The sequence below is a fragment of the Streptomyces sp. enrichment culture genome (assembly GCF_964272855.1).
In the GTDB taxonomy this organism is placed as follows: Bacteria; Actinomycetota; Actinomycetes; order Streptomycetales; family Streptomycetaceae; genus Streptomyces.
Genome location: NZ_OZ186847.1, coordinates 5811436 through 5837819, shown reverse-complemented (window position 1 = coordinate 5837819; position 26384 = coordinate 5811436). Strand labels below are relative to the sequence as shown.

Annotated in this window: 26 protein-coding genes and 2 pseudogenes; 20 read left to right on the top strand and 8 right to left on the bottom strand. The window is 71.3% G+C overall.

The features are described from left to right. Window positions 1-3: 3 nt before the first annotated feature. Window positions 4-825 carry a serine hydrolase domain-containing protein gene (locus ACSU6L_RS25725; protein WP_437060448.1) on the top strand — a complete coding sequence of 274 codons (822 nt, stop codon included), beginning with the start codon at window positions 4-6 and terminating at the stop codon, window positions 823-825. 10 nt (window positions 826-835) lie between these two features. Here ACSU6L_RS25725 and ACSU6L_RS25720 read toward each other — a convergent pair whose 3' ends face one another. After that, on the bottom strand, window positions 836-1489 hold the full coding sequence (locus tag ACSU6L_RS25720) for a pirin family protein (RefSeq protein ID WP_437065061.1): 654 nt from the start codon (window positions 1487-1489) through the stop codon (window positions 836-838). A gap of 74 nt (window positions 1490-1563) precedes the next feature. On the opposite strand from ACSU6L_RS25720, the gene fasR reads away from it, so the two are divergent. From fasR to fabF, 5 genes are all read left to right on the top strand, one after another. Then, window positions 1564-2769 (top strand): fatty acid biosynthesis transcriptional regulator FasR, encoded by a 1206-nt coding sequence (fasR, locus tag ACSU6L_RS25715; RefSeq protein WP_437060446.1) that lies wholly within the window; start codon window positions 1564-1566, stop codon window positions 2767-2769. 89 nt (window positions 2770-2858) lie between these two features. Next, entirely contained in the window at window positions 2859-3821 is a 963-nt protein-coding gene (locus tag ACSU6L_RS25710; RefSeq protein ID WP_437060444.1) for an ACP S-malonyltransferase, read from the top strand. Between the two features lie 23 nt (window positions 3822-3844). Next, window positions 3845-4846, top strand: a complete 1002-nt coding sequence (locus tag ACSU6L_RS25705) for a ketoacyl-ACP synthase III (protein WP_437060442.1) — start codon at window positions 3845-3847, stop codon at window positions 4844-4846. 103 nt (window positions 4847-4949) lie between these two features. Continuing rightward, window positions 4950-5198: an acyl carrier protein gene (locus ACSU6L_RS25700; protein ID WP_015660680.1), complete on the top strand. Its 249-nt coding sequence runs from the start codon at window positions 4950-4952 to the stop codon at window positions 5196-5198. Between the two features lie 71 nt (window positions 5199-5269). Beyond that, a complete protein-coding gene (gene fabF / locus ACSU6L_RS25695; protein ID WP_437060440.1) occupies window positions 5270-6541 on the top strand; it encodes a beta-ketoacyl-ACP synthase II in 1272 nt (423 codons plus the stop codon). Window positions 6542-6642: 101 nt separating this feature from the next. On the opposite strand, the gene ACSU6L_RS25690 is transcribed toward fabF, so the two are convergent. Then, a complete protein-coding gene (locus ACSU6L_RS25690; protein WP_073938774.1) occupies window positions 6643-7137 on the bottom strand; it encodes a DUF3145 domain-containing protein in 495 nt (164 codons plus the stop codon). 267 nt (window positions 7138-7404) lie between these two features. Here ACSU6L_RS25690 and ACSU6L_RS25685 point away from each other — a divergent pair, with 267 nt between their 5' ends. Next, complete coding sequence (locus ACSU6L_RS25685; protein WP_437060437.1) at window positions 7405-8310, top strand: SGNH/GDSL hydrolase family protein; 906 nt, start codon at window positions 7405-7407, stop codon at window positions 8308-8310. A 24-nt stretch (window positions 8311-8334) separates the two neighbouring features. Continuing rightward, window positions 8335-9312, top strand: coding sequence for an aldose epimerase family protein (locus ACSU6L_RS25680; RefSeq protein WP_437060435.1), 978 nt, complete (start codon window positions 8335-8337; stop codon window positions 9310-9312). A gap of 70 nt (window positions 9313-9382) precedes the next feature. Here the strand turns inward: ACSU6L_RS25680 and ACSU6L_RS25675 are convergent. Continuing rightward, window positions 9383-9568, bottom strand: a pseudogene (locus tag ACSU6L_RS25675) (fibronectin type III-like domain-contianing protein); the annotation flags it as partial. Window positions 9569-9588: 20 nt separating this feature from the next. Here ACSU6L_RS25675 and ACSU6L_RS25670 point away from each other — a divergent pair. Beyond that, window positions 9589-9855, top strand: a pseudogene (locus tag ACSU6L_RS25670) (TetR family transcriptional regulator C-terminal domain-containing protein); the annotation flags it as partial. Here ACSU6L_RS25670 and ACSU6L_RS25665 read toward each other — a convergent pair. Then, window positions 9818-10228, bottom strand: coding sequence for a RidA family protein (locus tag ACSU6L_RS25665; protein ID WP_437060433.1), 411 nt, complete (start codon window positions 10226-10228; stop codon window positions 9818-9820). The pseudogene ACSU6L_RS25670 and the gene ACSU6L_RS25665 overlap by 38 nt on opposite strands. Before the next feature lie 49 nt (window positions 10229-10277). Between ACSU6L_RS25665 and ACSU6L_RS25660 the strand changes: the two genes are divergently transcribed. Together ACSU6L_RS25660 and ACSU6L_RS25655 are read left to right on the top strand one after the other, a co-directional pair. After that, the gene (locus ACSU6L_RS25660; protein ID WP_437060431.1) at window positions 10278-11252 is read left to right on the top strand and encodes a LysR family transcriptional regulator; all 975 of its coding nucleotides are present in this window, start codon (window positions 10278-10280) and stop codon (window positions 11250-11252) included. 74 nt (window positions 11253-11326) lie between these two features. Further along, complete coding sequence (locus ACSU6L_RS25655; RefSeq protein WP_437060429.1) at window positions 11327-12577, top strand: pyroglutamyl peptidase; 1251 nt, start codon at window positions 11327-11329, stop codon at window positions 12575-12577. Window positions 12578-12584: 7 nt separating this feature from the next. Here ACSU6L_RS25655 and ACSU6L_RS25650 read toward each other — a convergent pair whose 3' ends face one another. Further along, window positions 12585-13367 carry an EI24 domain-containing protein gene (locus tag ACSU6L_RS25650; RefSeq protein ID WP_437060427.1) on the bottom strand — a complete coding sequence of 261 codons (783 nt, stop codon included), beginning with the start codon at window positions 13365-13367 and terminating at the stop codon, window positions 12585-12587. A gap of 81 nt (window positions 13368-13448) precedes the next feature. Here ACSU6L_RS25650 and ACSU6L_RS25645 point away from each other — a divergent pair, with 81 nt between their 5' ends. Continuing rightward, window positions 13449-14606 carry a serine hydrolase domain-containing protein gene (locus ACSU6L_RS25645; RefSeq protein ID WP_437060425.1) on the top strand — a complete coding sequence of 386 codons (1158 nt, stop codon included), beginning with the start codon at window positions 13449-13451 and terminating at the stop codon, window positions 14604-14606. Between the two features lie 66 nt (window positions 14607-14672). Here ACSU6L_RS25645 and ACSU6L_RS25640 read toward each other — a convergent pair whose 3' ends face one another. After that, complete coding sequence (locus ACSU6L_RS25640) at window positions 14673-15092, bottom strand: organic hydroperoxide resistance protein (RefSeq protein WP_073938767.1); 420 nt, start codon at window positions 15090-15092, stop codon at window positions 14673-14675. A gap of 96 nt (window positions 15093-15188) precedes the next feature. Beyond that, the gene (locus tag ACSU6L_RS25635) at window positions 15189-16211 is read right to left on the bottom strand and encodes an NADP-dependent oxidoreductase (RefSeq protein WP_437060423.1); all 1023 of its coding nucleotides are present in this window, start codon (window positions 16209-16211) and stop codon (window positions 15189-15191) included. Between the two features lie 90 nt (window positions 16212-16301). Between ACSU6L_RS25635 and ACSU6L_RS25630 the strand changes: the two genes are divergently transcribed. Continuing rightward, a complete protein-coding gene (locus ACSU6L_RS25630) occupies window positions 16302-16757 on the top strand; it encodes a MarR family winged helix-turn-helix transcriptional regulator (protein WP_437060421.1) in 456 nt (151 codons plus the stop codon). Between the two features lie 41 nt (window positions 16758-16798). Here ACSU6L_RS25630 and ACSU6L_RS25625 read toward each other — a convergent pair whose 3' ends face one another. Then, entirely contained in the window at window positions 16799-17536 is a 738-nt protein-coding gene (locus ACSU6L_RS25625; protein WP_437060417.1) for an SCO2400 family protein, read from the bottom strand. Window positions 17537-17826: 290 nt separating this feature from the next. Here ACSU6L_RS25625 and ACSU6L_RS25620 point away from each other — a divergent pair, with 290 nt between their 5' ends. The 7 genes from ACSU6L_RS25620 (at window position 17827) to ACSU6L_RS25590 (ending at window position 26326) form a co-directional block, all read left to right on the top strand. Next, the gene (locus ACSU6L_RS25620; RefSeq protein WP_437060415.1) at window positions 17827-18984 is read left to right on the top strand and encodes a mandelate racemase/muconate lactonizing enzyme family protein; all 1158 of its coding nucleotides are present in this window, start codon (window positions 17827-17829) and stop codon (window positions 18982-18984) included. Further along, window positions 18981-19985, top strand: a complete 1005-nt coding sequence (locus ACSU6L_RS25615) for a zinc-dependent alcohol dehydrogenase (RefSeq protein WP_437060413.1) — start codon at window positions 18981-18983, stop codon at window positions 19983-19985. Before ACSU6L_RS25620 ends, ACSU6L_RS25615 begins: the two co-directional genes overlap by 4 nt. A gap of 128 nt (window positions 19986-20113) precedes the next feature. Beyond that, entirely contained in the window at window positions 20114-21082 is a 969-nt protein-coding gene (locus ACSU6L_RS25610; protein ID WP_437060411.1) for a hypothetical protein, read from the top strand. A 98-nt stretch (window positions 21083-21180) separates the two neighbouring features. Continuing rightward, window positions 21181-22293 carry a multiple monosaccharide ABC transporter substrate-binding protein gene (chvE, locus tag ACSU6L_RS25605; protein WP_437060409.1) on the top strand — a complete coding sequence of 371 codons (1113 nt, stop codon included), beginning with the start codon at window positions 21181-21183 and terminating at the stop codon, window positions 22291-22293. A 32-nt stretch (window positions 22294-22325) separates the two neighbouring features. Beyond that, a complete protein-coding gene (gene mmsA / locus ACSU6L_RS25600; RefSeq protein WP_437060407.1) occupies window positions 22326-23876 on the top strand; it encodes a multiple monosaccharide ABC transporter ATP-binding protein in 1551 nt (516 codons plus the stop codon). Further along, entirely contained in the window at window positions 23873-25117 is a 1245-nt protein-coding gene (gene mmsB, locus ACSU6L_RS25595) for a multiple monosaccharide ABC transporter permease (protein WP_437060405.1), read from the top strand. The genes mmsA and mmsB overlap by 4 nt, the downstream gene beginning before the upstream one ends. 63 nt (window positions 25118-25180) lie before the next feature. After that, on the top strand, window positions 25181-26326 hold the full coding sequence (locus ACSU6L_RS25590; protein WP_437065059.1) for an aldose epimerase family protein: 1146 nt from the start codon (window positions 25181-25183) through the stop codon (window positions 26324-26326). Window positions 26327-26384 lie beyond the last annotated feature (58 nt).

The following is a 26384-nucleotide window of genomic DNA, read 5'->3' as shown; positions in this document are numbered from 1 at the left end:
GGCATGTCGCTGAACAGCCTCGCACTGATCGAGAACTGGCCGGTTACCGCCGCCGCGGCGGGTGTCGTACGGGCCGACGGCACGGTCCTCGGGACCCACGGCCCCGCCGACCGGCGCTTCCCGCTGGCCTCGGTCACCAAGCCGCTCGCCGCGTACGCGGTGCTGGTCGCCTACGAGGAGGGCGCGATCGAGCTGGACGAGCCGGCGGGGCCGGACGGCTCGACGGTCCGTCACCTGCTCGCACACACCTCGGGTCTGGCCTTCGACGAGCACCGGGTCATGGCCGCGCCCGGCGACCGGCGACTGTACTCGAACGCCGGGTTCGAGCAGCTGGGCGACCATGTGGCGAAGGCGACGGACATCCCCTTCGCCGAGTACCTGCGGCAGGCGGTGCTGGAGCCGCTGGGCATGACGTCGACGACGCTGGAGGGCTCCCCGGCGAAGGACGGCGTCTCGACGGTCGGGGACCTGCTGCGGTTCGCCGCCGAGGTGCAGGCGCCGCGGCTGCTGGACCCCCGGACGGTGAGCGAGGCGATGAGCGTGCAGTACGCCGGGACGAAGGGCGTGCTGCCGGGCTACGGGCACCAGAGCCCCAACGACTGGGGGCTGGGGTTCGAGATCCGCGACGGCAAGTCACCGCACTGGACGGGGGCTTCGTCCTCGCCGCGGACGTTCGGGCATTTCGGGCAGTCCGGGACGTTCCTGTGGATCGACCCGGATGCGGGGATGGCCTGCGTGGCGCTGGCCGACCGGTCGTTCGGACCCTGGGCGATCGAGGTGTGGCCGGCGTTCACCGACGCGGTGCTGGCGGAGGCGCGGGGCTGAGCCGGCCCCGCTACGGGGCCATCTCCCAGATCAGCAGCTCGGCCCCGGTCAGGGCCTCCGCCTCCGGGTCCTTCGCGCCGGTGACGCGCGCCGCGTCGCCGGGGCGGAGGGTCTCGCCGCCCAGGCGCACCTCACCGCGCACGACGTGCGCGTACACGTACGCCCCGTCCGGCAGCGCCGTCCGCTCCCCCGCCGCCAGGCGGCGGACGTGCAGCATCGCGCCCGCCTCCGGGACCGCGTACGGGGTGGAGTCGGCGATGCCCGGGACGATCTCGTACGACGGGTCGCCGCCCGGGGTCAGGGGCGCCAGCCACATCTGGATGAAGGTGAGCGGCGTCACACCGTCGTTGCGCTCGACGTGCCGGACCCCGGCCGCGGCGCTGAGGCGCTGCACGTCGCCGGGGCGGACCCGGGTCTCGTGGCCGGTGGAGTCGCGGTGGGTCAGTTCGCCCTCGACGACCCAGGTGACGATCTCGGTGTGGCTGTGGGGATGCTCGTCGAAGCCGGCGCCCGGCGCGAGACGTTCCTCGTTGCAGGCGATCAGCGCGCCGAAGCGCAGGTTGCCGGGGTCGTAGTGGGGACCGAAGGAAAAGGCGTGCCAGGTCTCGATCCCGGCCTCCGGGTCCCCGCCGGGGTAGCGCTCGCCGGCGCGCCGTATGTCCATCACGGGTCCCACCGTAGACCTCAGTCCCGACCCGGCGGCGCACGGTCCCGGCCCGATAAGGCAGTCTTGTCCCCGTGCCCGAACCCGAAACCAGCAATTCCGAAGCCGCAGCGCATGCCGTCCACCCGCACTCCGCGACCCTGAAGCGGCTGGAGAAGTCCTCCGGCTCCCTCGCCGCCCAGGCCATCGCACGCATGGACGAGACCCTGCCGTGGTACCGGGCCATGCCCCCGGAGAACCGGTCCTGGATCGGGCTGGTCGCCCAGGCCGGCATCGCCGCCTTCACCGAGTGGTTCCGGCATCCGGACGCCCCACAGGCGATCTCCACCGACGTCTTCGGTACCGCGCCCCGCGAGCTGACCCGGGCGATCACGCTGCGGCAGACCGTGGAGATGGTGCGCACCACCATCGAGGTCATGGAGAGCGCGATCGACGAGGTCGCCGCTCCCGGGGACGAGAGCGTGCTGCGCGAGGCGCTGCTCGTGTACGCCCGGGAGATCGCGTTCGCCACCGCCCAGGTCTACGCCCAGGCCGCGGAGGCACGCGGTGCCTGGGACGCGCGGCTGGAGTCGCTGGTGGTGAACGCGGTGCTGAGCGGGGAGGCCGACGAGGGGGCGGTGTCCCGGGCCGCCGCGCTCGGCTGGAACGCGCCGGAGCATGTGTGCGTGGTGCTGGGCACGGCACCCGACGGCGATTCCGAGCTGACCGTGGAGGCGATCCGGCGGGCCGCCCGGCACGCCAAGCTCCAGGTGCTCACCGGGGTGCTCGGGGACCGGCTGGTCGTCATCGCCGGTGGCAGCGACAACCCGATCGCCGTGGCCAGGTCGCTGATCGGGCCGTTCGCCGCCGGGCCGGTCGTGGCGGGGCCGGTGGTGCCGGACCTGCTGGCCGCGACCCGGTCCGCGCAGGCCGCCGCGGCCGGGCTGAAGGCGTGTTCCGCCTGGCAGGACGCCCCCCGCCCGGTGCTGGCGGACGATCTGCTGCCGGAGCGCGCGATCGCCGGAGACCCAAGCGCACGCGAGCAGTTGGTGGAGGAGATCTACAGACCGCTGGAGGAAGCCGGGTCGGCGCTCCTGGAGACCTTGAGTGTCTATCTGGAACAGGCGAGCAGCCTGGAAGGCGCCGCGAGGATGCTCTTCGTTCACCCGAACACCGTGCGCTACCGGCTCCGACGTGTGACTGACGTCACCGGCTGGTCGCCTTCCGATGTACGCTCCGCTTTCACACTGCGGATCGCGCTGATCCTGGGGCGTCTGGCCGACGGGGATCTCCAGCCCTAGTCTTTTGTCGGGGGCCCACAAAACCCCCTGCTGTTCTTCGTCCTTGTCCCCACGGGCGGCCGCGCCCGTCCCCAAGAGAGAGTGTGAGAGTGCTCGTACTCGTCGCTCCCGGCCAGGGCGCCCAGACGCCCGGCTTCCTGACCCCTTGGCTCGAACTGCCCGGCGCGGCCGACCGTGTCGCCGCATGGTCGGACGCCATCGGACTGGACCTCGCCCACTACGGCACGAAGGCCGGCGCGGACGAGATCCGCGACACCGCCGTCGCGCAGCCGCTGCTGGTCGCAGCGGGCATCCTGTCCGCGACGGCACTCGGCATGCATGCATCAGCCGCTGACGCGGCGGGCACGCCGGGCGCGGTCGCGGGTCACAGCGTCGGCGAGATCACCGCCGCCGCCTTCGCGGGCGTCCTCGACGACACCGCGGCGCTGACCCTGGTCCGCAAGCGCGGCCTCGCCATGGCGGAGGCCGCGGCGATCACCGCGACCGGCATGTCGGCGCTGCTCGGCGGCGATCCCGAGGTGAGCGTCGCCCACCTGGAGAAGCTGGGCCTGACCCCGGCGAACGTCAACGGCGCCGGCCAGATCGTCGCCGCGGGCACGCTGGAGCAGCTGGCCGCGCTGAACGAGGACAAGCCCGAGGGCGTCCGCAAGATCGTTCCGCTGAAGGTGGCCGGCGCGTTCCACACGCACCACATGGCCCCGGCGGTCGACAAGCTGGCCGAGGCCGCGCGTGAGCTCACGCCCGCCGACCCGAAGGTCCCCTACGTCTCCAACAAGGACGGCAGGACCGTCGCCACCGGTGACGAGGTCGTCTCCCGGCTGGTCGGACAGGTCGCCAACCCGGTCCGCTGGGACCTGTGCATGGAGACCTTCAAGGAGCTCGGCGCCACCGCCCTGCTGGAGGTCTGCCCCGGCGGCACCCTCACCGGTCTCGCCAAGCGCGCGCTGCCCGGTGTGAAGACGCTGGCCCTGAAGACCCCCGACGACCTCGACGCGGCCCGCGAGCTCATCGCCGCCGCATCCGATGCTGCCGCCGACGCGGCGGGCGCCTGAGCCCTAAGGAGCCGACCGACACCATGTCGAAGATCAAGCCCGCCAAGGGCGCCCCGTACGCCCGCATCCTGGGCGTGGGCGGCTACCGTCCGACCCGCGTGGTGCCCAACGAGGTGATCCTCGAGAAGATCGACTCCTCGGACGAGTGGATCCGTTCGCGGTCCGGCATCCAGACGCGGCACTGGGCCAACGACGAGGAGACCGTCGCCGCGATGTCGGTCGAGGCGTCCGGCAAGGCCATCGCGGACGCCGGGATCACCGCCGAGCAGATCGGCGCGGTGGTCGTCTCCACCGTCAGCCACTTCAAGCAGACCCCGGCCGTCGCGACCGAGATCGCCGACAAGCTGGGCACGAACAAGGCCGCCGCGTTCGACATCTCGGCGGGCTGCGCCGGCTTCGGCTACGGCCTCACCCTCGCCAAGGGCATGGTCGTCGAGGGCTCCGCCGAGTACGTCCTGGTCATCGGCGTGGAGCGGCTGAGCGACCTGACCGACCTGGAGGACCGCGCGACGGCCTTCCTGTTCGGTGACGGCGCCGGCGCGGTCGTCGTCGGCCCGTCGAACGAGCCCGCGATCGGCCCCACGGTCTGGGGTTCCGAGGGCGACAAGTCCGAGACCATCAAGCAGACCGTGCCGTGGACCGACTACCGCACGGGCGAGGTCGAGCGGTTCCCCGCCATCACGCAGGAGGGCCAGGCGGTGTTCCGCTGGGCCGTCTTCGAGATGGCGAAGGTCGCCCAGCAGGCGCTGGACGCGGCCGGGATCGACGCCACCGACCTCGACGTCTTCATCCCGCACCAGGCCAACGAGCGGATCATCGACTCGATGGTGAAGACCCTGAAGCTGCCGGAGTCCGTCACGGTCGCCCGTGACGTGCGCACCACCGGCAACACCTCGGCCGCCTCGATCCCGCTCGCGATGGAGCGGCTCCTGGCGACCGGCGAGGCGAAGAGCGGCGACACCGCGCTCGTCATCGGATTCGGGGCGGGTCTCGTCTACGCCGCGACGGTCGTTACCCTCCCCTAGGCACTCCGTGCCGGATCATTCGATCCGGTGCCGGAACGCAACCACCTGCCGCTGCCGCGGCGGGACGCCACACCCCCTGGAATATCAACGAAGGAGCGCCGACATGGCCGCCACTCAGGAAGAGATCGTCGCCGGTCTCGCCGACATCGTGAACGAGATCGCCGGCATCCCGGTTGAGGACGTCCAGCTGGACAAGTCCTTCACCGACGACCTGGACGTCGACTCGCTGTCCATGGTCGAGGTCGTCGTCGCCGCCGAGGAGCGCTTCGACGTCAAGATCCCCGACGAGGACGTCAAGAACCTCAAGACCGTCGGTGACGCGACCGACTACATCCTTAAGCACCAGGCCTGACCTCAAGGCTGTTGCCTGCCCCGCCACCCGGCGGTGGCGCCGCTGAATCCCTGTCTGGAGAAAGAATTCCCGTGAGCCCGACCAATCACACCGTGGTCGTCACCGGTATCGGCGCAACCACACCGCTGGGTGGCGACGCATCTTCCACCTGGGAGGGCCTGATCGCCGGGCGCTCCGGCGTCAAGCCCCTGGACCAGGACTGGGCCGCCGAGCAGGCGGTCCGTATCGCCGCGCCCGTGGCCGTGGAGCCGACCGAGGTCATTCCGCGGCCGCAGGCCCGCCGACTGGACCGCTCGGCGCAGTTCGCGCTGGTCGCCGCCCAGGAGGCGTGGGCCGACGCGGGCTTCACCGGCAAGGCCGGTGAGGACGGCTCGGTCGACCCGGACCGGCTGGGTGCCGTCATCGCCTCCGGCATCGGTGGCGTGACGACCCTGCTGGACCAGTACGACGTGCTGAAGGAGAAGGGCGTCCGCCGCGTCTCCCCGCACACCGTTCCCATGCTCATGCCGAACGGCCCGTCGGCGAACGTGGGCCTGGCCGTGGGCGCCCGCGCGGGTGTGCACACGCCGGTCTCCGCGTGCGCGTCCGGTGCCGAGGCCATCGGTTACGCCATCGAGATGATCCGCTCCGGCCGCGCGGACGTGGTCGTCGCCGGCGGTACCGAGGCGGCCATCCACCCGCTGCCGATCGCCGCGTTCGGCAACATGATGGCGATGTCCAAGAACAACGACGACCCGCAGGGCGCGTCCCGCCCGTACGACATGGCCCGCGACGGCTTCGTCCTCGGTGAGGGCGCCGGCGTGATCGTCCTGGAGTCCGCCGAGCACGCCGCGAGGCGCGGGGCCCGGGTGTACGCCGAGGCGGTCGGTCAGGGCATCTCCGCCGACGGCCACGACATCGTGCAGCCCGAGCCCGAGGGCCGCGGCATCGCGCACGCCCTGCAGAACCTGCTGGAGCGCACCGACCTGGACCCGGCGGAGATCGTGCACGTCAACGCGCACGCGACGTCGACGCCGGCCGGTGACGTGGCCGAGCTGAAGGCGCTGCGGAAGGTGTTCGGCGACGAGGCCGACCACTTCGCGGTGTCGGCGACGAAGTCGATGACCGGTCACCTGCTGGGTGGCGCCGGTGGCGTGGAGTCCGTCGCCACGATCCTCGCGCTGTACCACCGGGTGGCGCCGCCCACCATCAACGTCGAGAACCTCGACCCCGAGGCCGAGGCGAACGCGGACATCGTGCGCGGCGAGGCCCGGAAGCTGCCGGTCGACGGCCGCATCGCGGCGCTGAACGACTCGTTCGGCTTCGGCGGGCACAACGTGGTGCTGGCGTTCCGTTCGGTCTGAGCGGCACCCGCACGAACCTGAAGGGCCCCCACCAGGCGGTGGGGGCCCTTCACGTGTACGAGGTCACGACGGGTACGAGGTCACGCGCGCCGGCGGACGCCTCACACCACCTGGTGCAGCCAGCGGACCGGGGCGCCCTCGCCCGCGTAGCGGAACGGCTCCAGCTCGTCGTCCCAGGGCTTGCCGAGCAGCTTGGCGATCTCCGCTTCCAGGTCGGTCTCGCCGCGCTGGCTGCGCTGGAGGGCCGCGCGGAGGCGGTCCTCGGGGATGAGGATGTCGCCGTGGATGCCGGTGACGGCGTGGAAGATGCCGAGGTCGGGGGTGCAGCTGTAGCGCTCGCCCTCGGCGGTGGGGCAGGGCTCGGCGGTGACCTCGAAGCGCAGCAGGTGCCAGCCGCGCAGTGCGGACGCCAGTTTGGACGCGGTGCCCGCCTCGCCCTGCCAGGAGAACTCCGAGCGCCAGGTGCCGGGGGCGGCCGGCTGCCGGATCCAGTCGAGGTTGACGCGCGTGCCGAGCACCCCGGCGACGGCCCACTCGACGTGCGGGCACAGCGCGCGCGGCGCGGAGTGCACGTACAGAACTCCACGTGTCGTCACCGGGACCTCCGGGCAGAGCGGGACAGGGGGCGGTCGGGCGGGCAGGTGGTGGCGCCGGGCGGGCCACTTGATGGCGAGGCTACCGTGCGGCGGGGCAAGGAGTGTGACGTACCGTCGGTCCCGGTGCCGGGAAACCTCCGCCTTTCACCCGGCAGGACGCCTGTGCGGGCGTGACCGGCCGCATGGGGTGCGGCGGGAACCCGGAGGCGTTGTCATGGGTGGGGGACCATGACACGACATCGAGGACGACAAGGGATGGAACAGGGCATGCGGAACCGACGCCACCGCTCTTGGGCCGCGCTCGCCGCCGTGACCGCGGCCGCCGTCCTGGGTGTCACCGGCTGTGACGCCGTGGGCGGTGCCTCCTCGGCGCCGCCCGGTGACGAGGCCGGGCTGGTGAAGCCGAGCTCGCCGCCCGCCTGGGACTCCACGCCGCGTTCGATCGCCGCCGTCGGCGACTCCATCACCACCGGGTTCAACACCTGCGTGGTGCTCGCGGACTGCCCCGAGGTGTCGTGGGCGACCGGCACCAGTCCCGACGTCGACAGTCTGGCCGTACGGCTGCTGGGGCGGTCCCGGGCGGCCTCGCACAGCTGGAACTACGCGGTGAGCGGGGCCCGGATGGCCGATCTGCCGCGGCAGATGGCGCGGGCGGCGGCCCGCGGACCGGAACTGGTCACGGTGCTGGCGGGCGCGAACGACGCCTGCCGGACGTCGGCGGACGACATGACTCCGGTGGCCGACTTCCGCGCCGGTTTCCAGGAGGCCCTGCACACCCTGCGCCACAGCGGCGCGCCGAAGGCACAGGTGTTCGTGGCGAGCGTGCCGGACCTGAAGCGGCTGTGGTCGCAGGGCCGGACCAACGCGCTCGGCAAGCAGGTGTGGAAGCTGGGCATCTGCCCGTCGATGCTGGACGACGCCGACTCCCTGGACGCGGAGGCGAATCTGCGGCGGTCGAGGGTGGAGAAGCGGGTGGAGTCGTACAACGAGGTGCTGCGCGAGGAGTGCGCGAAGGACCGGTACTGCCGCTTCGACGGGGACGCGGTGCACGAGTACCGCTTCGGCACCGGGCAGCTGAGCCGGTGGGACTGGTTCCATCCGAGCGTGGACGGCCAGGCGCGGCTCGCGGAGATCGCCTATGACGTGGTGACGGCTCAAGAGGCGCCGTCCTGACCACGGTGACCTAGGGTTTCGCTCATGAACGAACACTTCGGCACGCTTCCCGACGGCACCCCGGTGCACCGCTGGACCCTGGAGCGGGCCGGCGTGCGGGTGCGGGTGCTCTCGTACGGCGGGATCGTGCAGTCGGTGGAGGTGCCCGGCCGGGACGGCCGGACGGCGAACGTGGTGCTGGGGTTCGCGGAGCTCGACGGCTATCTGGAGAACCCGGGCCCCTACCTCGGCGCGCTCATCGGCCGCTACGCCAACCGGATCGCGGGCGGCCGCTTCGAACTGGACGGGCGGACGTACGCCCTCGCTCCGAACAACGGACCCAACTCGCTGCACGGCGGCGAGCGGGGCTTCGACCAGCGGGTGTGGGAGGTGACGCCGGTCGAGCACGGGCTGCGGCTGACCCGGGTCAGCCCGCACGGCGAGGAGGGGTTCCCGGGCCGGCTGGCGGTCTCCGCGACGTACACGCTGGACGCGGACGGCGCGCTGCGGATCGGGTACGAGGCGGTGTCGGACGCGCCGACGGTGGTGAACCTGACGAACCACACCTACTTCAACCTCTCCGGGGCCGGGTCCGGTCCGGCGGGCGGGCACCAACTGCGGATCGCCGCCGCGCGGTACACGCCGGTCGACGAGGAGCTGATCCCGACGGGGGTGGCGGAGGTCGCGGGGACGCGGTTCGACTTCCGCAAGCCGCGGCAGACGGGGTCCGGGTACGACCACAACTTCGTGCTGGACAAGGGGGTCACGGCGGCGCCCGAGGAGGCCGCCGAGCTGTACGACCCGGTGTCGGGGCGGGTGCTGACGGTGGCGACGACCGAGCCGGGCCTGCAGCTGTACACCGCCGACCATCTCGGCGCCCCGCTGTCGCCGGGTGCCGGGATCGCGCTGGAGACCCAGCACTTCCCGGACTCGCCGAACCGGCCGGAGTTCCCGAGCACGGTGCTGCGGCCGGGCGACGTGTTCCGGTCGGAGACCGTGTACGCCTTCTCGGCCAGGGACTGATCGGGGACGAGCCCCGGTCCGGGGTCAGGTGCCGGACCGGGGCTGCTCGGGCAGGACGAGTCGTCCCGGCTCAGACGTTAACGGTCGCGGTGATCCTGCGGTCGGAGATCGAGCGTCCGGCCTGGATTTCGTACGAACCCTTCACAAACGACCATGAGTTGGTCAACTCCTCCCAGATCTCGAACGACCGGCGCGGAATCTCGATCACGGCCTCGGCGCTCTCGCCTGGTCCCGCCTCGACGCCCGCGAACCCAGCAGGGCCTGCTGCACCACTTCGAGAGCGTCACCGAAGGGCACCCGGCCCGCGGCTGCTTCTCCGAGCGCTACAGCCGGGTCCGCGAGAGCGTGGCTCGGGTGCAGCGCGCCGCGTACGGCGACCGCCTGCCGAACGGACTGACCCCGGAGCGCACCGCGCCCCTGCTGGTCGCCGTCATGGACGGCCTGCAGTACCAGTGGCTGCTGGACCCCGGGTCGGTGGACATGCCGGGGGCGTTCCGGGACTTCCTCAGCCTGCTCGGCGAGAGTCCGCGGGGCGCGGACTGACCGCGGCCACCACCTCGACCTCCACCCGCGCCTCGGGACGGAACAGCCGGGACGCCTCGAACGTCATGCTGGTCGGCGGGGTGCCGGTGAGGAACTCCCGCCGCACGGCGGCGTATTCGACGAGTTCACCGATGTCCGTCAGATAAGTGCGGATGTTGATCACGTCCGCCAGGGTCGCGCCGTGCGCCTTCAGCAGGGCGTCGATGGTCTCGAAGACGCCGCGGGTCTGCTCGGCCGTGGTCTCCCCCTCGGCGATCTGCCCCGAGACGAACAACAGGGCGCCCCCGTCGCCGTGTTCGACACGCGCGACCTGGGAGTAGTAGGGGCTGAGCGGCTGCGGCGCGGACGCCGGGCTGTCGATGGTGACCTTCATGCCCACGACGCTAGAAAGCCCCGACCGACACGACAAGCGAACGTCTAGCATGGCCGCCATGCCGGAACCGCATACCGACGTCCCCTCCCCCGAGCTGTCGACCGTGTGGCTGCGGGTCTTCCTGGAGGTCGCCCGCCACGGCTCGTTCACGCTCGCCGCGCACACCCTCGGCTGGACCCAGTCCGCCGTGTCCCGGCAGATCTCCTCGCTGGAGAGCGCCCTCGGCGGCGGCCCGCTGTTCGACCGGCTGCCGCGCGGCGTGCGGCTCACCGAGGCCGGGCGGACCCTCGTCCCGCACGCCGAGGCCGTCGTCGAACGGCTGGGCCGGGCCGGGCGGGAGCTGGCCGCGCTGCGCACGGCGACCGGCGGGCGGCTGCGGTTCGGCGCCTTCGCCACCGCCGACGCGGCACTGGTGCCCCGCGCGATCGCCGCGTTCCGCGCCCGCCGTCCCGGCGTGCTCCTCACCCGCGAGGAAGGTCTCACCCCGGCCCTGCTGGACCGGCTGGCCGCGGGCGAGCTGGACCTGGCGGTCGTCTCCACGACGAGCCCCGCGCCGCTGGCCGCGTACGACCTGCACCACCTGCTCGACGAGTCGCTGTACGTCGCCGTCCCCGCCGGCCATCCCCTCGCCGGCCGCGACCGCGTCCCGCTCTCCGCGTTCGCCGGCGCCGACTGGATCTCCGGCAGCCCCCGCCCCGAGGGCACCCTCCTCGACGCGGCCCTGGGCCAGGGCTTCCGCCCGCGCGTCGCACACGTCGTCGCCGAGTGGACCGCCAAGCAGGGGTACGTGGCCGCCGGGCTCGGCGTGACGCTGGTGCCGGCGCTGGCGGCGGCGTCGGTGCGGCCCGACGTGGTCCTGGTGCCGGTGCGGGACGCGCAGCTGCGGTCCGTGTACGCGGCGACCGTACGCGGATGGTCGCTGTCGGCGGCGGGGCGGGCGTTCGTGGCGGCGCTGCGGGAGGCGGCCGCGGAGGTACCGGGACATCCCGTACCGGAACCCCGTCCGCCACGGAACACGGCGTAGACCACACCGGTCACGGGGAGACTTCCGCCGTCCCGCACCACGCTCCCCACGGCGACGGAAGGACCTCAACTGCCGTGATATCCCTACGTGTCCGCATCGGCGCCCTCCTCGGGCCGGCGCTGGTTACCTGCCTCACCGCCCCGGCGACCGCCGCGCCCGCGACGAGTATCGCGACGGGTACCGCGACGACTGCCGCGACCGTCGAGGAACAGCGGCTCGACCGAGCCGTTCCGCAGGAGATCCTGCGCCGCTCCGGATTCGCCGACGCTGCACCGGAGTTCGCGCGGGCCCTGGGCACGGCCCGCTCCTACGCGCAGGCCCGCGCCGTCGTCGTACGCGAGGGCTCGGCGCTGTGGCGGCGGGCGGTGGAGAGGGCGCAGGGGCGGGGCCCCGGCGGAGGGGACCTGAGCCGGGACGACGACCGGCCGCTGTACTGGGCACGGCTGGGCATGACCCGGGAAGTGCGGACGTACCAGCCGGAGTTCGCGCTCGACGACCGGCAGCGGCAGACCCTGATCGACGCGTTGGAGCGGACCTCGCGCGGGCAGACCGACATCCGCCATCCGCACGGCAAGGGCGTCAAGCGGGTCCTGGTCACCGGCTTCGACCCGTTCACCCTGGACCGGGACATCCGTATCTCCAACCCGTCCGGCGCCTCCGCGCTCGCCCTCGACGGCACGGTGATCGAGACGGCGGACGGGCCGGCGCGGGTGGAGACCGCCGTGTTCCCGGTGCGCTGGCGGGACTTCACGGAGGGCACCGTGGAGCGGACGCTGCGGCCGTATCTGCCGCGGGTCGACCTGTTCGCGACGGTGAGTCAGGGCCGGGTCGGCCGGTTCGACGTGGAGCGCACCAACGGGGCGTGGCGGGGCGGCTTCGCCGACAACGAGAACGTCGGCCGCACGGAGACCGTCCCGGTCGCCGACCCGGCGACGCAGCCGCAGTGGACGTCGACGACCCTGCCGTACGCGGCGATCGTGGCGGCGGACACCGGCCCCTTCCCCGTCTACGACAACACCTCCGTGACCGAGATCCCGGCGGGCGGAAGCCAGCCCGTCGTACGCCCGGACGGGCCGAGCCCCGGCTCGACGGCGCGGGCCGGGGGCGGCGGGGACTATCTGTCCAACGAGATCGCCTACCGGGCGACCCTGCTGCGGGACCGGCTGGGGCTCGGGGCGGCGCTGCCGGGCGGGCATGTGCACACGCCGGTGCTGCGGTTCGGCGCCGGGAACACAACCGAGATCACCGACCCCGAGTTCGTGCGGAACCGGCTGGACATCATCGCCCAGGTGCGGTCGATCGTGGCCGTCGCCGTCGCGGGCTGAGCGCCGGTCAGGCGTCCTGCCGTTCCCGGTCGTCGGCGTCGACGGTCTCCTCCCCGTTCAGTTCACGGGCGAGCAGCGTGGCGCCGGCGACCACGCCCGGCATCAGGAAGACCGCCACGAAGGGGACCAGGAAGGCCAGGGCGAGGGGCGTGCCGAAGCCCCAGACGAGGGTCTTGCGGGAGCGGAGCAGGGCGAGCCGGTCGCGCAGGACCACACCCCGGCGCTGGAGGGCGACGGCGGCCAGTTCCTCGGTGAGGAAGAAGCCGGTGACGAAGAAGCCGAGCACCGGGACGACGGTCTGCCCCACGACCGGGACGAACCCGAGCGCGAACAGCAGTACGCCCCACACGGCGGCCCGGACGACGATCCGCAGGCTGTCCCGGCCGGAGATCCACAGCTCCCGCAGCAGCGGCAGGTTCGACTCGGGGGCAGTGCCGTCCGGGGAGACGTCCCGGTCCACCGCCTCCGACAGGCTCTCGTAGAAGGGCTGGCCGATCAGCAGGGTCACCGCGGTGAACGTGATGACGGCCAGCAGCAGCGACAGCGCGAACAGGACGACGGTGAGCAACCCGCGGAACAGCCCGAGCCACGGGCTCGACCAGTCGTCCGCGAACGGCGTCGCCCAGCCGACGAAGTCGGCACCCCACAGCGCGAGCGCGACGAGCGCGGCGGCGTACAGCACCAGCGTGATCAGTCCGGGCAACAACCCGAACCCGAACTGCCTGCCGTGCCGGGCCACCCAGCGCTGACCCTTGAACAGATAGCCGAAGCCCACCCCGAGATCACGCATGGCCGAACTCTACCTGTGAATATTCCCCCGGTCTGGTCGGGCATTGTTGACCATGGCAGGCACGGAGGTCGAGGAGAGCGGATGACACAGGAGATCCACGGCACGGTCGCCGACGGCTTCGAGGGCGTGCGGGAGGAGTTCGCGGCGTTCGTCGCCCGGGAGCTGCGGGAACAGCCGGACTATGAGGGGCAGCTGTGCGCCTATGTGCACGGCCGTCGGGTCGTCGACCTGTGGACGGGTCCGGAGGTGACCCCGGGGTCCCTGTACGGCGTGTTCTCGGCCACCAAGGGCGCCGCGCACCTGGTCGTCGCGCTCCTCGTGCAGGACGGCACGCTGGAGCTGGACCGCAAGGTGACGTACTACTGGCCGGAGTTCGGTGCCGAGGGCAAGGGCGAGCTGACCCTGCGCGACCTGATCACGCACCGGGCCGGGCTGGTCGGTCTGGACGCCGGGTTCACCGACGAGGAACTGGCCGACGACCGGGTGATCGCCGAGCGGATGGCGGACCAGCGGCCGTTCTGGCGGCCGGGCACCGCGTTCGGCTATCACGCGCTGGTGATCGGCGCGCTCACCGGGGAGGTCGTACGACGGGCCACCGGCCGCACCCTGCAGGAGGTGTACGAGGAGCGGGTGCGGGCCGTCCACGGCCTGGACTTCCACCTCGGGCTGCCCGAGTCGGAGGAGCCGCGCTTCCGGTCCGTGCAGCCGATGGCGCCGACGCCCGAGCAGCAGGCGGTGCTGGACGGTCAGCCTACGGGGCCGCACACGCTCGCCTCGATCGCGTTCAACACGCATGTGCCGAACCCGGCCGGTCTGGTGGACCACGCCAACACGCGGCTGGTGCGCGCCAAGGGCCCGGCGTCCGCGGGCGGTGTTGCGTCGGCGCGCGGGCTGGCCGGGCTGTACGCGGCCGCGGTCAGCGAGGTGGACGGGCGTCCGCCGCTGCTGAAGCCGGACACGATCACCGAGGTGGGGCAGCTGCACTCGGTCGGTTACGACCTGGTGACCCGCTCGCACCGGGCGTTCGGGCTCGGCTTCCAGGCGACGGCCGAGGTCTGGTACCCGTTCCTGGGCGCGGGGGCGTTCGGGCACAGCGGCGCCGGGGGCGCGCAGGCGTTCGCGGACCCGCGCAGCGGTCTGGCCTACGGCTACACGCGGCGCCGGTGCGCGTTCCCGGGCGGGGCGGCGCCGGAGAACGCGGCGTTCGTGCGGGCGGTGCACGGCGCGGCGCTCGCCTGACCTCCGTACGGCGAAGGCCGCACCCCACGTCCAGGGGTGCGGCCTTCGCCGTGCGCGACGAGTGCCTCAGACGAGCGTCACGGTGATGTTGCCGCGGGTCGCCTTGGAGTACGGGCAGACCTGGTGGGCCTGCTCCAGCAGGGCACGGGCGGTGGTCTCGTCGACGTTCGGGATGCTCGCCGAGATCTCGACGATGAGGCCGAAGCCGTCGTCGTTCTTGCCGATGCCGACCTTCGCGGTGACGGTCGAGCCGGAGATGTCGGCGTTCTGCTGGCGGGCCACGACGCCCAGGGCGCCCTGGAAGCAGGCGCTGTAGCCGGCGGCGAACAGCTGCTCCGGGTTGGTGCCGGCGCCGCTGCCGCCCATCTCCTTGGGCGGGTTGACGACGACGTCGAGCTTGCCGTCGTCGGTGGCGACCCGGCCGTCGCGGCCGTTCTCGGCGGTGGCGACGGCGGTGTACAGGACGTCGGACTGCTGAATGGACATGCGGTGGTCTTCCTCCTCGGTCCGCCGCGACTCGCGCCCACGATCGCCGACGGCTTTTCGGAAAGAAGTTACCGCATACCGGAAAGTGATTGAAGCCTACAGCTTGACGATCATCTTCCCGGTGTTGTCGCCGCGCAGGACGCCGAGGAACGCCTCCAGGTTGTTCTCGATGCCCTCGACGACCGTCTCGCGGTACTTCAGCGCGCCCGAGGCGACCCACGGGCCGACCTCCTGGACGAACTGCGGCTGGAGGTCGTAGTGGTCGCCGACCAGGAAGCCCTCGATCCGGCCGCGGGTCTGGATGAGCCGGGCCAGGTTCCTCGGGCCGGGGGCGGGCTCGGTGTCGTTGTAGACGGAGATCATTCCGCAGACCGCGATCCGGCCGCCCTCGTTGAGGGAGCCGATCGCCGCCTCCAGGTGGTCGCCGCCGACGTTGTCGAAGTACACGTCGATGCCGTCGGGCGCCGCCTCGCGCAGCTGCTCGGAGACCGGGCCGCTCTTGTAGTTGAAGGCGGCGTCGAAGCCGTACTCCTCGACCAGGAGCTTGACCTTCTCGTCGGAGCCCGCCGAGCCGATCACCCGGGAGGCGCCCTTGAGCTTGGCGATCTGGCCGACCTGGCTGCCGACGGCACCGGCCGCGCCGGACACGAAGACGACGTCGCCCTCCTTGAAGGAGGCGGTGCGCAGCAGGCCGGCGTAGGCGGTGAGGCCGGTCATGCCGAGGACGCCGAGGTACGTGGACAGGGGGGCCGCGTTCGCGTCGACCTTGACGGCCTGCTGGGCGCTCACGGCGGCGTACTCGCGCCAGCCGAGGAAGTGCAGGACGTGGTCGCCGGCCTCGAAGCCCTCGGCGTTGGAGGCGACGACCTCGCCGACCGCGCCGCCCTGCATGACCTTGCCCAGCTCGAAGGGGGCGACGTAGGACTTGGCGGCACTCATCCGGCCGCGCATGTACGGGTCCACGGAGAGGTACAGGTTCCGTACCAGCACCTGGCCCTCGCGCGGGGTCGGGACCTCCGTCTCGACCAGGGCGAAGTCCTCGGGCTTCGGCCAGCCGACCGGGCGGCTGAGGAGGTGCCATTCACGGTTGACGGCGGGGAGCGTGGGGGTGTCGGACATCGAACCGGGCCTCTCAAGATGTTTCACTACCTGAAACAACCATGCGCCTGAATATTTCAGGATGTCAAGCAACCGGGTACCCTGGATTGCATGTCCGCCACCCCGAATCAGTCCCGCCGCCCCGACGACCTCACCCTGGAGGTCGTCGATCTGATCGGCTCGGTCGTGGCCCGCTACCACGAGGAATTCGAGGAGGCCGCCGCCGGGCACGCCCTCACCGGCGCCCAGGCGAAGCTGCTCAGCCTGCTCTCCCTGGACCCGCTGCCCATGCGCAAGCTCGCCCACAAGCTGAGGTGCGAGCCGTCCAACGTCACCGGCATCGTCGACCGTCTGGAAGCCCGCGGCCTGGTCGAACGCCGCCCCGACCCGGCCGACCGCCGGGTGAAGGTGGCCGCCACCACGGACGAGGGCCGCAGGGTCGCCCGCAGCCTGCGCGAGTCCCTCCACTTCGCCCGCGAGCCGCTGGCCGCGCTCAGCGAGGAGGAGCGGCTGGCACTGCGGGACCTGCTGCGGCGGATGGTGGAGACGGGGCCGGAGACGGCCTAGGGGTGTCTCGCCCCCCTGGAGAACGCCGGCGGCCCGGCGGCTCAGGTGCACCACCACAGGAAGCGGTCGCACGTCTCGGACGGCGAGGGCTCCGGGTCGGGGGCGGAGGTCGTGGGGTTCGCCGTGGGCGTGGGGGCCGGGCCCGCCTGGGGCGGGGCCTCCGTGGCGGCCGGGGAGGTCTGCTGCGGGGCCTGGGCGGTCGCGGACTGGGGGGACTTGGACAGGGTGGCCTTGTCGTCCGGGGAGGCCGAGTCCTCGGCCTTCGACGCGGACGGGGAGGCCGAGCCGGACGGGGACGTCGTCGCGCCGGCAGCCGCGCCGGGTGCCGCCGGGTCGGAGAGCGGGTCCGCCGTCTCCTCCGCCTCCTCGGAGCTGCCGCCGTCCGCCGACGCGTCGCCCGCCGCCGCGGGCGGCCGCGAGGAGCCCGGGGCGTCCAGGCCGATTTCCGCGAGGCTGAGGCCGCCCGCAGCGAGCACGAACCCGGCGCCGATCAGCAGGACCCGGCGGCGGCGACGGCGGTGCGCGGCGGCCTTGCGGTCGCGGCGGCTGGTCTCGGACTGCCGCCCGCGCGCCCGCCGGCTCGCGGCCCGGCCGGGGCGCTCGGCGGTGTCGGCGGCGTCGCCGGCGTCCGCGTCGGGCGCGGACCGTTCCTCGTGGTCGCCCCCGGGGCGTACGTCGTCCTCGTCCGCGTACGGGCTGAGTTGTTCGGCCGGTGTGCCGCACCCCGGGCATGCGAGGGCGCCGTTCAGGTGCCGTCGGCACGGGTGGCAGTAGTCCATGACGCGGGAAGACTAAGTTCCGGGCCGGTAACGCGCCTAGTCGCCGCTGTGAAGGTTCTGTGCGGAACAGTCCGTTCCGGCGTGGCGAGTTGAGGACAGTCTCCGCATGCCTCTCCCAACGACCGAAAGCCACTCAGGCAGCGCCTTCCGAAAAGCGGTCCCGAAAGTGCCGAAAGCGTTATCCGCCTGCCCCATTGACACCCCCGCCACCCGCTCCTTACTGTCACGCCAGCATTTCGAACGTGTGACGAAATTTCGAACAGAACCGACGTTCACGAGGGGCAACAGACGTGCGCATCACCGGAATCAGCACACACGTGGTCGGGACGCCGTGGCGCAACCTGACCTACGTCCAGGTGCACACCGACGAGGGCATCACCGGAGTCGGCGAGACCCGGATGCTGGGACACACCGACGCCCTCCTCGGCTACCTGAAGGAGGCCGAGGTCAACCACATTCTCGGCTCGGACCCGTTCGCCGTGGAAGACCTCGTGAAGAGGATGAAGTACGGCGACTACGGCCGGGCCGGCGAGATCGTGATGTCCGGTGTCGCCGTCGTCGAGATGGCGTGCTGGGACATCAAGGGCAAGGCGCTGGGCGTGCCGGTCTGGCAGCTGCTCGGCGGCAAGGTGACCGACAAGGTCAAGGCGTACGCCAACGGCTGGTACACGACGGAGCGGACGCCGGAGGCCTACCACAAGGCCGCCCAGGGGGTCATGGAGCGCGGGTACAAGGCGCTGAAGATCGACCCGTTCGGCACCGGCCACTTCGAACTGGACCACGACCAGACGCTGTACGCGGTCTCCCTCATCGAGGCCGTCCGCGACGCCATCGGCCCGGACGCCGAGCTGATGCTGGAGATGCACGGGCGGTTCTCGCCCGCCACCGCGGTCCGGCTGGCCCGCGAACTCGCGCCCTTCAAGCCGGCCTGGCTGGAGGAGCCGTGCCCGCCGGAGAACCTGAAGGCGCTGGAGAAGGTCGCCGCCAAGGTCGACATCCCGGTCGCCACGGGTGAGCGCATCCACGACCGCATCGAGTTCCGCGAGCTGTTCGAGAGCCAGGCCGTGGACATCATCCAGCCCGACGTCGGCCACATCGGCGGCATCTGGGAGACCCGGAAGCTGGCCGCGACCGCCGAGACCCACTACATGCTGGTCGCACCGCACAACGTGGGCGGCTCGGTGCTCACCGCCGCCTCCCTCCAGGTCGGGTTCACCTCCCCGAACTTCAAGATCCTGGAGCACTTCAACGACTTCGCCGACGCGGAGATCAAGAAGGTGGTCAAGGGCGCGCCGGAGGTCGTCGACGGCTACTTCCACCTCTCCGACGCGCCCGGTCTGGGCGTCGAGCTGGACGTGGACGCCGCCGCCGAGTTCCCGCAGCAGCAGGCGCGGTTCGACCTGTGGGCCGAGGGCTGGGAGCAGCGCAAGCCGAAGGGCACCAAGTGAGCACCGCCGTCGTGGTCGACTCCCCCGGCCGGCACCGGCTGGTGGAGCACACCCCGCGCGGCCCCGGGGCCGGGGAGGCACTGGTGCGCGTGCACGCCGTGGGTATCTGCGGCAGCGACCGCGAGGTGTACCGGGGCAACCGGCCCGAGGGGTACGTCCGTTACCCGCTGACACCGGGTCACGAGTGGTCCGGGACCGTGGAGGCGGTCGGCGCCGGGGTGCCGGAGGGCCTGGTCGGACGCAAGGTCGTCGGCGAGGGCTTCCGCAACTGCCAGGTGTGCCACCGCTGCCACGCGGGCGAGACCACGCTGTGCACGGACGGCTACGAGGAGACCGGCTTCACCCAGCCGGGCGCGATGGCGGCCACCCTCACCCTGCCGGCCCGGCTGCTGCACGTCCTGCCCGACGACGCGGACCTGACCGCGGCCGCCCTGCTGGAACCGGCCGCCTGTATCGCGGCGGCGGCCCTGAAGGCGAACGCCCGGCCGGGTGAGCGGGTCGCCGTGGTCGGCACCGGCACGCTCGGCATGTTCGCCGTGCAGTTCCTGCGCGCCGGGTCCCCGGCGGAGCTGCTGGTGGTGGGTTCCCGGCGGGACCGCGAGGAGCTGTCGCGGCGGTTCGGGGCGACCGACTTCCGCACCAGGGACCAGGAGCTGCCGGGCGACTTCGACGTCGTCATCGAGACCGCCGGGTCCGCCGACGCGGCGCGCACCTCGGCCGCGCTGCTGCGGCGCGGCGGCCGGCTGGTGCTGACGGGCATCCCGGCGCCGGGCGCGGACGGTCTCGACCCGACCGATCTGGTCGTACGGCAGCTGGAGGTGCACACCGTCTTCGGGGCGCCGCCGGACGCCTGGTCGCACACCGTGCGGGTGTTCGGGGCCGGGCTGCTCGACCCGGTGCCGCTGGTCACGCACGAGCTGCCGCTCGCCGAGTTCTCGCAGGCCATCGAGTTGGTGGGGGCCGGCGACCCGAAGGTGGGCAAGGTCCTGCTGCGCCCTTAGCGACCCCCAGCCGTACGCCGGTACGGGGGCGACCTGACGGCCCCCGTACCGGCGTACACCCAGCCCTCACGGCACGTACGCCTAGAGCCGCGAACTTCGTCCGAAATATCGAACACAAAGGACAGCTTGTGACCGACGCTTCCGCCCCGGCAGCCCGTCGCCCCGGTGAGCAGGTGCTCGCCTCCCTCGGCCTGGGCGCGCCCGCCCTCGACCCCGCCGACGCCTCGCCGCACACCTTCCCCGGCGGCGGCCGCTGGCGCACCGAGATCCCCTCGTGCGAGGGACCCGAGGCGCTGGCCGTGGTCCTCAAGGAGTCCTCACGCCTCGATGTGCCGATCCACCGGATCAGTCAGGGCAGCGGCGTGTGGATGCTGACCGACGCCGAGATCACCGAGATGGCCGAGGCGACCGCCGAACGGGACATCGAGCTCTGCCTGTTCACCGGCCCGCGCGGCACCTGGGACATCGGCGGCTCCACCCGCACCGACTCCCGCGGCGGCGGGCTGCGCGCCCGCGGGCACGACGCGGTGGCCGGCTGCGTCGAGGACGCCGTACGCGCCACCGAGCTGGGTGTGAAGTGCCTGCTGGTGGCCGACGAGGGCGTGCTGTGGACACTGCACCGGGCCCGCCTGGCCGGGACCATCCCCGCCGACACCACGCTGAAAGTTTCGGCGCTGATCGGCCCCGTCAACCCGGCCGCGTTCGCGGTGTACGAGCGGCTGGGCGCGGACTCGGTCAACGTGCCCAGCGATCTGACGCTGGACCACCTCACCGAGATCCGGCGCGTCTCCGCCGCCCCCATGGACATGTACATCGAGGCCCCCGACGACCTCGGCGGCTACGTCCGCATGTACGAGGTCGCGGAGCTGATCCGGCGGGGTGCGCCGCTGTACCTGAAGTTCGGCCTGTCCAAGGCCCCCGGGATCTACCCGTACGGCCACCACCTGCGCGACCTCACCCTGGCCACGGCCCGGGAGCGGGTGCGGCGCGGGCGGCTGGCGCTGGACCTGCTGGCCCGGCACGGCGCCGACGGGGACATGGCCCCGCTGGGTTCCCGGCTGCCCGGAGACCTGCAGCGCTTCGAAACACGTTCATAAATTTTCCGACACGAGGCCTTCACAGAAGCAGACGCAGGCCAACAGAATCCGACACACCCGTTCGGCCCAGCCGTGCACCGACATCAAGGAAGATGACCATGCGCAACCGCAGAGCCGCACTCGCCGCGATAGCCACCGCAGCCTCCCTCGCCCTCACCCTGACCGCCTGCGGACAGAACAGCGAGGGCGGCAGCGAGGAGGACAAGGGCAGCAGCGAGGGCGCCACCATCGGCATCTCCATGCCGACCAAGTCCTCCGAGCGCTGGATCGCCGACGGAAACAACGTTGTCCAGCACCTCGAGGACAAGGGCTACGAGACCAAGCTGGTCTACGGCGAGGACGACCCCGACCAGCAGGTCTCCCAGATCGAGAACATGATCACGCAGGGCGTGGACGCCCTGATCATCGCCGCCATCGACAACAAGTCGATGAACAACGTCCTCCAGCAGGCCGCGGACGCCGACATCCCGGTCATCTCCTACGACCGCCTCATCCTCGGCTCCGAGGACGTCGACTACTACGCGTCCTTCGACAACGAGAAGGTCGGCGAGCTCCAGGGCACCTACATCGTCGAGCAGCTGGGCCTGAAGGACGGCAGCGAGAAGGGCCCCTTCAACATCGAGCTGTTCGCGGGCTCCAACGACGACAACAACACCCGCTACTTCTTCCAGGGCGCGATGAACGTCCTGCAGCCGTACATCGACAAGAAGCAGCTCGTCGTCAAGTCCGGCCAGACCGAGCTGACCCAGGTCACCACGCTCCGCTGGGACGGCGCCACCGCCCAGCGCCGCATGGACGACATCCTCACCAAGTCGTACAAGAGCGGCAAGGTCGACGCGGTCCTCTCACCGTACGACGGCATCTCCATCGGCATCCTCTCCGCGCTGAAGTCGGACGGCTACGGCTCCAAGGACAAGCCGCTGCCGGTCGTCACCGGGCAGGACGCCGAGGTCGCCTCGGTGAAGTCGATCATCGCCGACGAGCAGTCGATGACCGTCTACAAGGACACCCGCGAACTCGCCAAGGTGGCCTCGAACATGGTCGACGCGGTGCTCAACGACAAGAAGCCCGAGGTCAACGACACCAAGACCTACGACAACGGGGCGAAGGTCGTGCCGGCGTACCTGCTGGAGCCGGTCGCCGTCGACAAGGCCAACTACCAGAAGGCCGTCGTCGACTCCGGCTACATCAAGGAAAGCGACCTCAAGTAGCCCGCCGGAACTAGTGATTGGAAGGCACGACCATGGCGGGACCCGTCCTGGAAATGCGCTCGATCGTCAAGACCTTTCCCGGCGTCAAGGCGCTGTCGGACGTCACCCTGACCGTCCGGCAGGGCGAGGTCCACGCCATCTGCGGGGAGAACGGCGCCGGCAAGTCCACTCTGATGAAGGTGCTCTCCGGCGTGCATCCGCACGGCAGCTACGAGGGGGAGATCCTCTTCGAGGGAGAGGTCTGCCGGTTCAAGGACATCCGGGCCAGCGAGCAGCACGGCATCGTGATCATCCACCAGGAGCTGGCCCTGGTGCCGTTCCTGTCCATCGCGGAGAACATCTTCCTCGGCAACGAGCACGCGGCCCGCGGGTTCATCAACTGGAACGAGACCCTGCGGCACGCCACCGAACTGCTGCGCCGGGTCGGTCTCACCGACCACCCGGAGACCCGCGTCGCCGACATCGGCGTGGGCAAGCAGCAGCTCGTGGAGATCGCGAAGGCGCTGTCCAAGAAGGTGAAGCTGCTCATCCTGGACGAGCCGACCGCGGCGCTGAACGACGAGGACAGCGACAAGCTGCTCGACCTGATCCTGGAGTTGAAGAACCAGGGCATCACCTCGATCATCATCTCCCACAAACTGAACGAGATCCGTAAGGTCGCCGACTCGGTGACGATCATCCGGGACGGCCGGTCCATCGAGACGCTGGACGTGCGGTCGGCGGAGACCACCGAGGACCGGATCATCAGCGGCATGGTCGGCCGCGACCTCGACCACCGCTTCCCGGAGCACACCCCGCACCAGCCGGAAGCGGGCGCGGCCCCCGCGCTGGAGATCCGCAACTGGACCGTGACCCACCCGATCGACCAGCAGCGCAAGGTGGTCGACGACGTGACGATCAACGTCCGGCGCGGGGAGATCGTCGGCATCGCCGGCCTGATGGGCGCCGGCCGCACCGAGCTGGCGATGAGCGTCTTCGGCCGGACCTACGGCCGCTACGCGGGCGGCACGGTCCTCAAGGACGGCCGGGAGATCCGTACGAAGACGGTCGCCCAGGCGGTCGACAACGGCATCGCCTACGTCACCGAGGACCGCAAGCACTACGGCCTGAACCTGATCGACACCATCAACCGGAACATCTCGCTGACCGCCCTCGGCAAGGTGGCGAAGCGGGGCGTCGTCGACGAGCACGAGGAACGGCAGGTCGCCGAGCGCTTCCGGAAGTCCATGAACATCAAGGCCCCCACGGTGTTCGAGCCGGTGGGCAAGCTGTCCGGCGGCAACCAGCAGAAGGTCGTGCTCAGCAAGTGGATCTTCGCCGGCCCGGACGTGCTGATCCTGGACGAGCCGACGCGCGGCATCGACGTCGGCGCCAAGTACGAGATCTACACGGTCATCGACAAGCTGGCCGCCGAAGGCAAGGCGGTCGTCTTCATCTCCTCCGAGCTGCCGGAGCTGCTCGGCATGTGCGACCGCATCTACACCATGGCCGCCGGGCGGCTGACGGGTGAGTTCTCACGGGCCGAGGCCTCGCAGGAATCACTGATGCGCCAGATGACGAAGGACAAAGAGGTAACCCGATGAGCACGGATGTGACCGCCAAGAGCCCGGCCCCGGCGCCGCCGGGCGGCACCGGATCGGCCCCGGGCTCCGGCCTGCTCCAGCTGGTCCTGGACGGCCTGCGACGCAACATGCGCCAGTACGGCATGCTGCTCGCCCTCGGCCTGATCGTGGCGCTGTTCGCGGTGTGGACCGACGGCGACCTGCTGCTGCCGCGCAACGTCTCCAACCTGGTGCTGCAGAACAGCTACATCCTGATCCTCGCGATCGGCATGATGCTGGTGATCATCGCGGGCCACATCGACCTGTCGGTCGGCTCGCTGACCGCGTTCGTCGGCGCGTTCGCGGCCGTGCTGACCGTCCAGCACGACATCTCCTGGCCGGTCGCCGTCGTCCTGTGCCTGCTGGCCGGCGCGGTCGCGGGCGCGGCACAGGGCTTCTTCATCGCGTATCTCGGCATACCGTCGTTCATCGTCACCCTCGCCGGCATGCTGGTCTTCCGCGGCGTGACCGAGATCCTGCTGGAGGGCCAGACCCTCGGCCCGTTCCCCGACGGGCTGCAGAAGATGGGCAACGGGTTCCTGCCCGAGGCCGGGCCGGAGACCAACTACCACAACATCACCCTGCTGCTGGGCTTCGTCCTGATCGCCTTCGTCGTCCTCCAGGAGCTCCGCGACCGGGGGCGCCAGCGGGAGTTCTCGCTCGACGTGGTGCCGTTCAACCTGTTCCTGCTCAAGCTCGTCGCCATCGCCGCCGCGCTCCTCACGGTCACCCTGCTGCTCGCCAGCTACAAGGGCGCGCCGATCATCCTGCTCATCCTGGGCGCGCTGGTCGTCGGCTACGGCTATGTGATGCGGAACTCGATCTTCGGCCGGCACATCTACGCGATCGGCGGCAACCTGCCGGCGGCCAAGCTGTCCGGTGTGAAGGACAAGAAGGTCACCTTCCTGGTCTTCCTGAACATGGGCGTGCTCGCGGCCCTGGCCGGTCTGGCGATCGCCGCCCGGCTCAACGCGGCCTCCCCGAAGGCGGGCCTGAACTACGAACTCGAGGCGATCGCCTCGGCGTTCATCGGCGGCGCGTCCATGAGCGGCGGTGTCGGCACCGTCCTCGGCGCGATCATCGGCGGCCTCGTCCTCGGCGTGCTCAACAACGGCATGAACCTCCTCAGCGTCGGCACCGACTGGCAGCAGGTCATCAAGGGACTCGCCCTGCTCGCCGCGGTCGGCTTCGACGTGTGGAACAAGCGCAAGTCCGGTTCGTAAGTCAGCCGGGGCCCCACCGGAAGGCGGGGCCCCCTCCTTATGCAGGAGCCGCACATGCACAACATGGACATGAGCAGACGCACCGTCATCGCCGGGGCGGCCGCCGCCGGCGTCACCGCCGCGCTGAGCGGCACCGCCCACGCCACGGGAGGCAGGAAGCCGGTGAAGGAACTCTTCGGCAAGCTCGCGGACGGCACCAAGGTGTACCGCTGGTCGCTGGAGAACGGCGGCACGCGCCTGAAGGTCCTCTCCTACGGCGGGATCGTGCAGTCGCTGGAGCTGCCCGACCGGCGCGGCCGGTACGCCAACGTGTCCCTCGGCTTCGACGACATCGAGGACTACGTCGCCTCCAGCCCCTACTTCGGCGCGCTCATCGGCCGCTACGGCAACCGCATCGCCAAGGGCCGCTTCACCCTGGACGGCAAGGCGTACCAGCTCTCCGTCAACGACGGCGAGAACAGCCTGCACGGCGGCGCGCAGGGCTTCGACAAGCGGGTCTGGGACGTCGAGCCGTTCACCCGGGGCTCCGACGTCGGCCTGCACCTGTACTACACCAGCGTCGACGGCGAGATGGGCTACCCCGGCACCCTGAAGTCCAAGGTGACGTACACGCTCACCCGCACCGGCGACTGGCGCATCGACTACGAGGCCACCACGGACCGGCCGACCGTCTGCAACCTCACCAGCCACGTCTACTTCAACCTCGCCGGCGAGGGCAGCGGCTCGGTCAACGACCACGAGCTGAAGATCGCCGCGTCCCGCTACACGCCGGTCGACGCGGGCCTGATCCCCACCGGTGAACTCGCCCCGGTCGCGGGCACCCCCTTCGACTTCCGCCGCCCCAAGACCATCGGCGAGGACATCCGGGTCGCCCACCAGCAGCTGCTGTACGGCAAGGGCATCGACCACAACTGGGTCCTCGACAAGGGCATCACGCGACAGCCCGAGCACATCGCGACCCTGCGCGACCCCGCGTCCGGCCGCACCATGAAGATCGCGACGACCGAGCCGGGTCTGCAGTTCTACTCCGGCAACTTCCTCGACGGCACCCTCGTCGGCAGCGGCGGCGCGATCTACCGCCAGGGCGACGCGCTCTGCCTGGAGACCCAGCACTTCCCGGACTCCCCGAACCAGCCGTCGTTCCCGTCGACGACACTGCGCCCGGGGCAGACGTACCGCTCGACGACGGTGCACTCGTTCAGCGCGTGAACGCACCTTCCGTTCACAGGAGTTGAACGACACCCCACGCGCCTCCGTATCTAAGGGC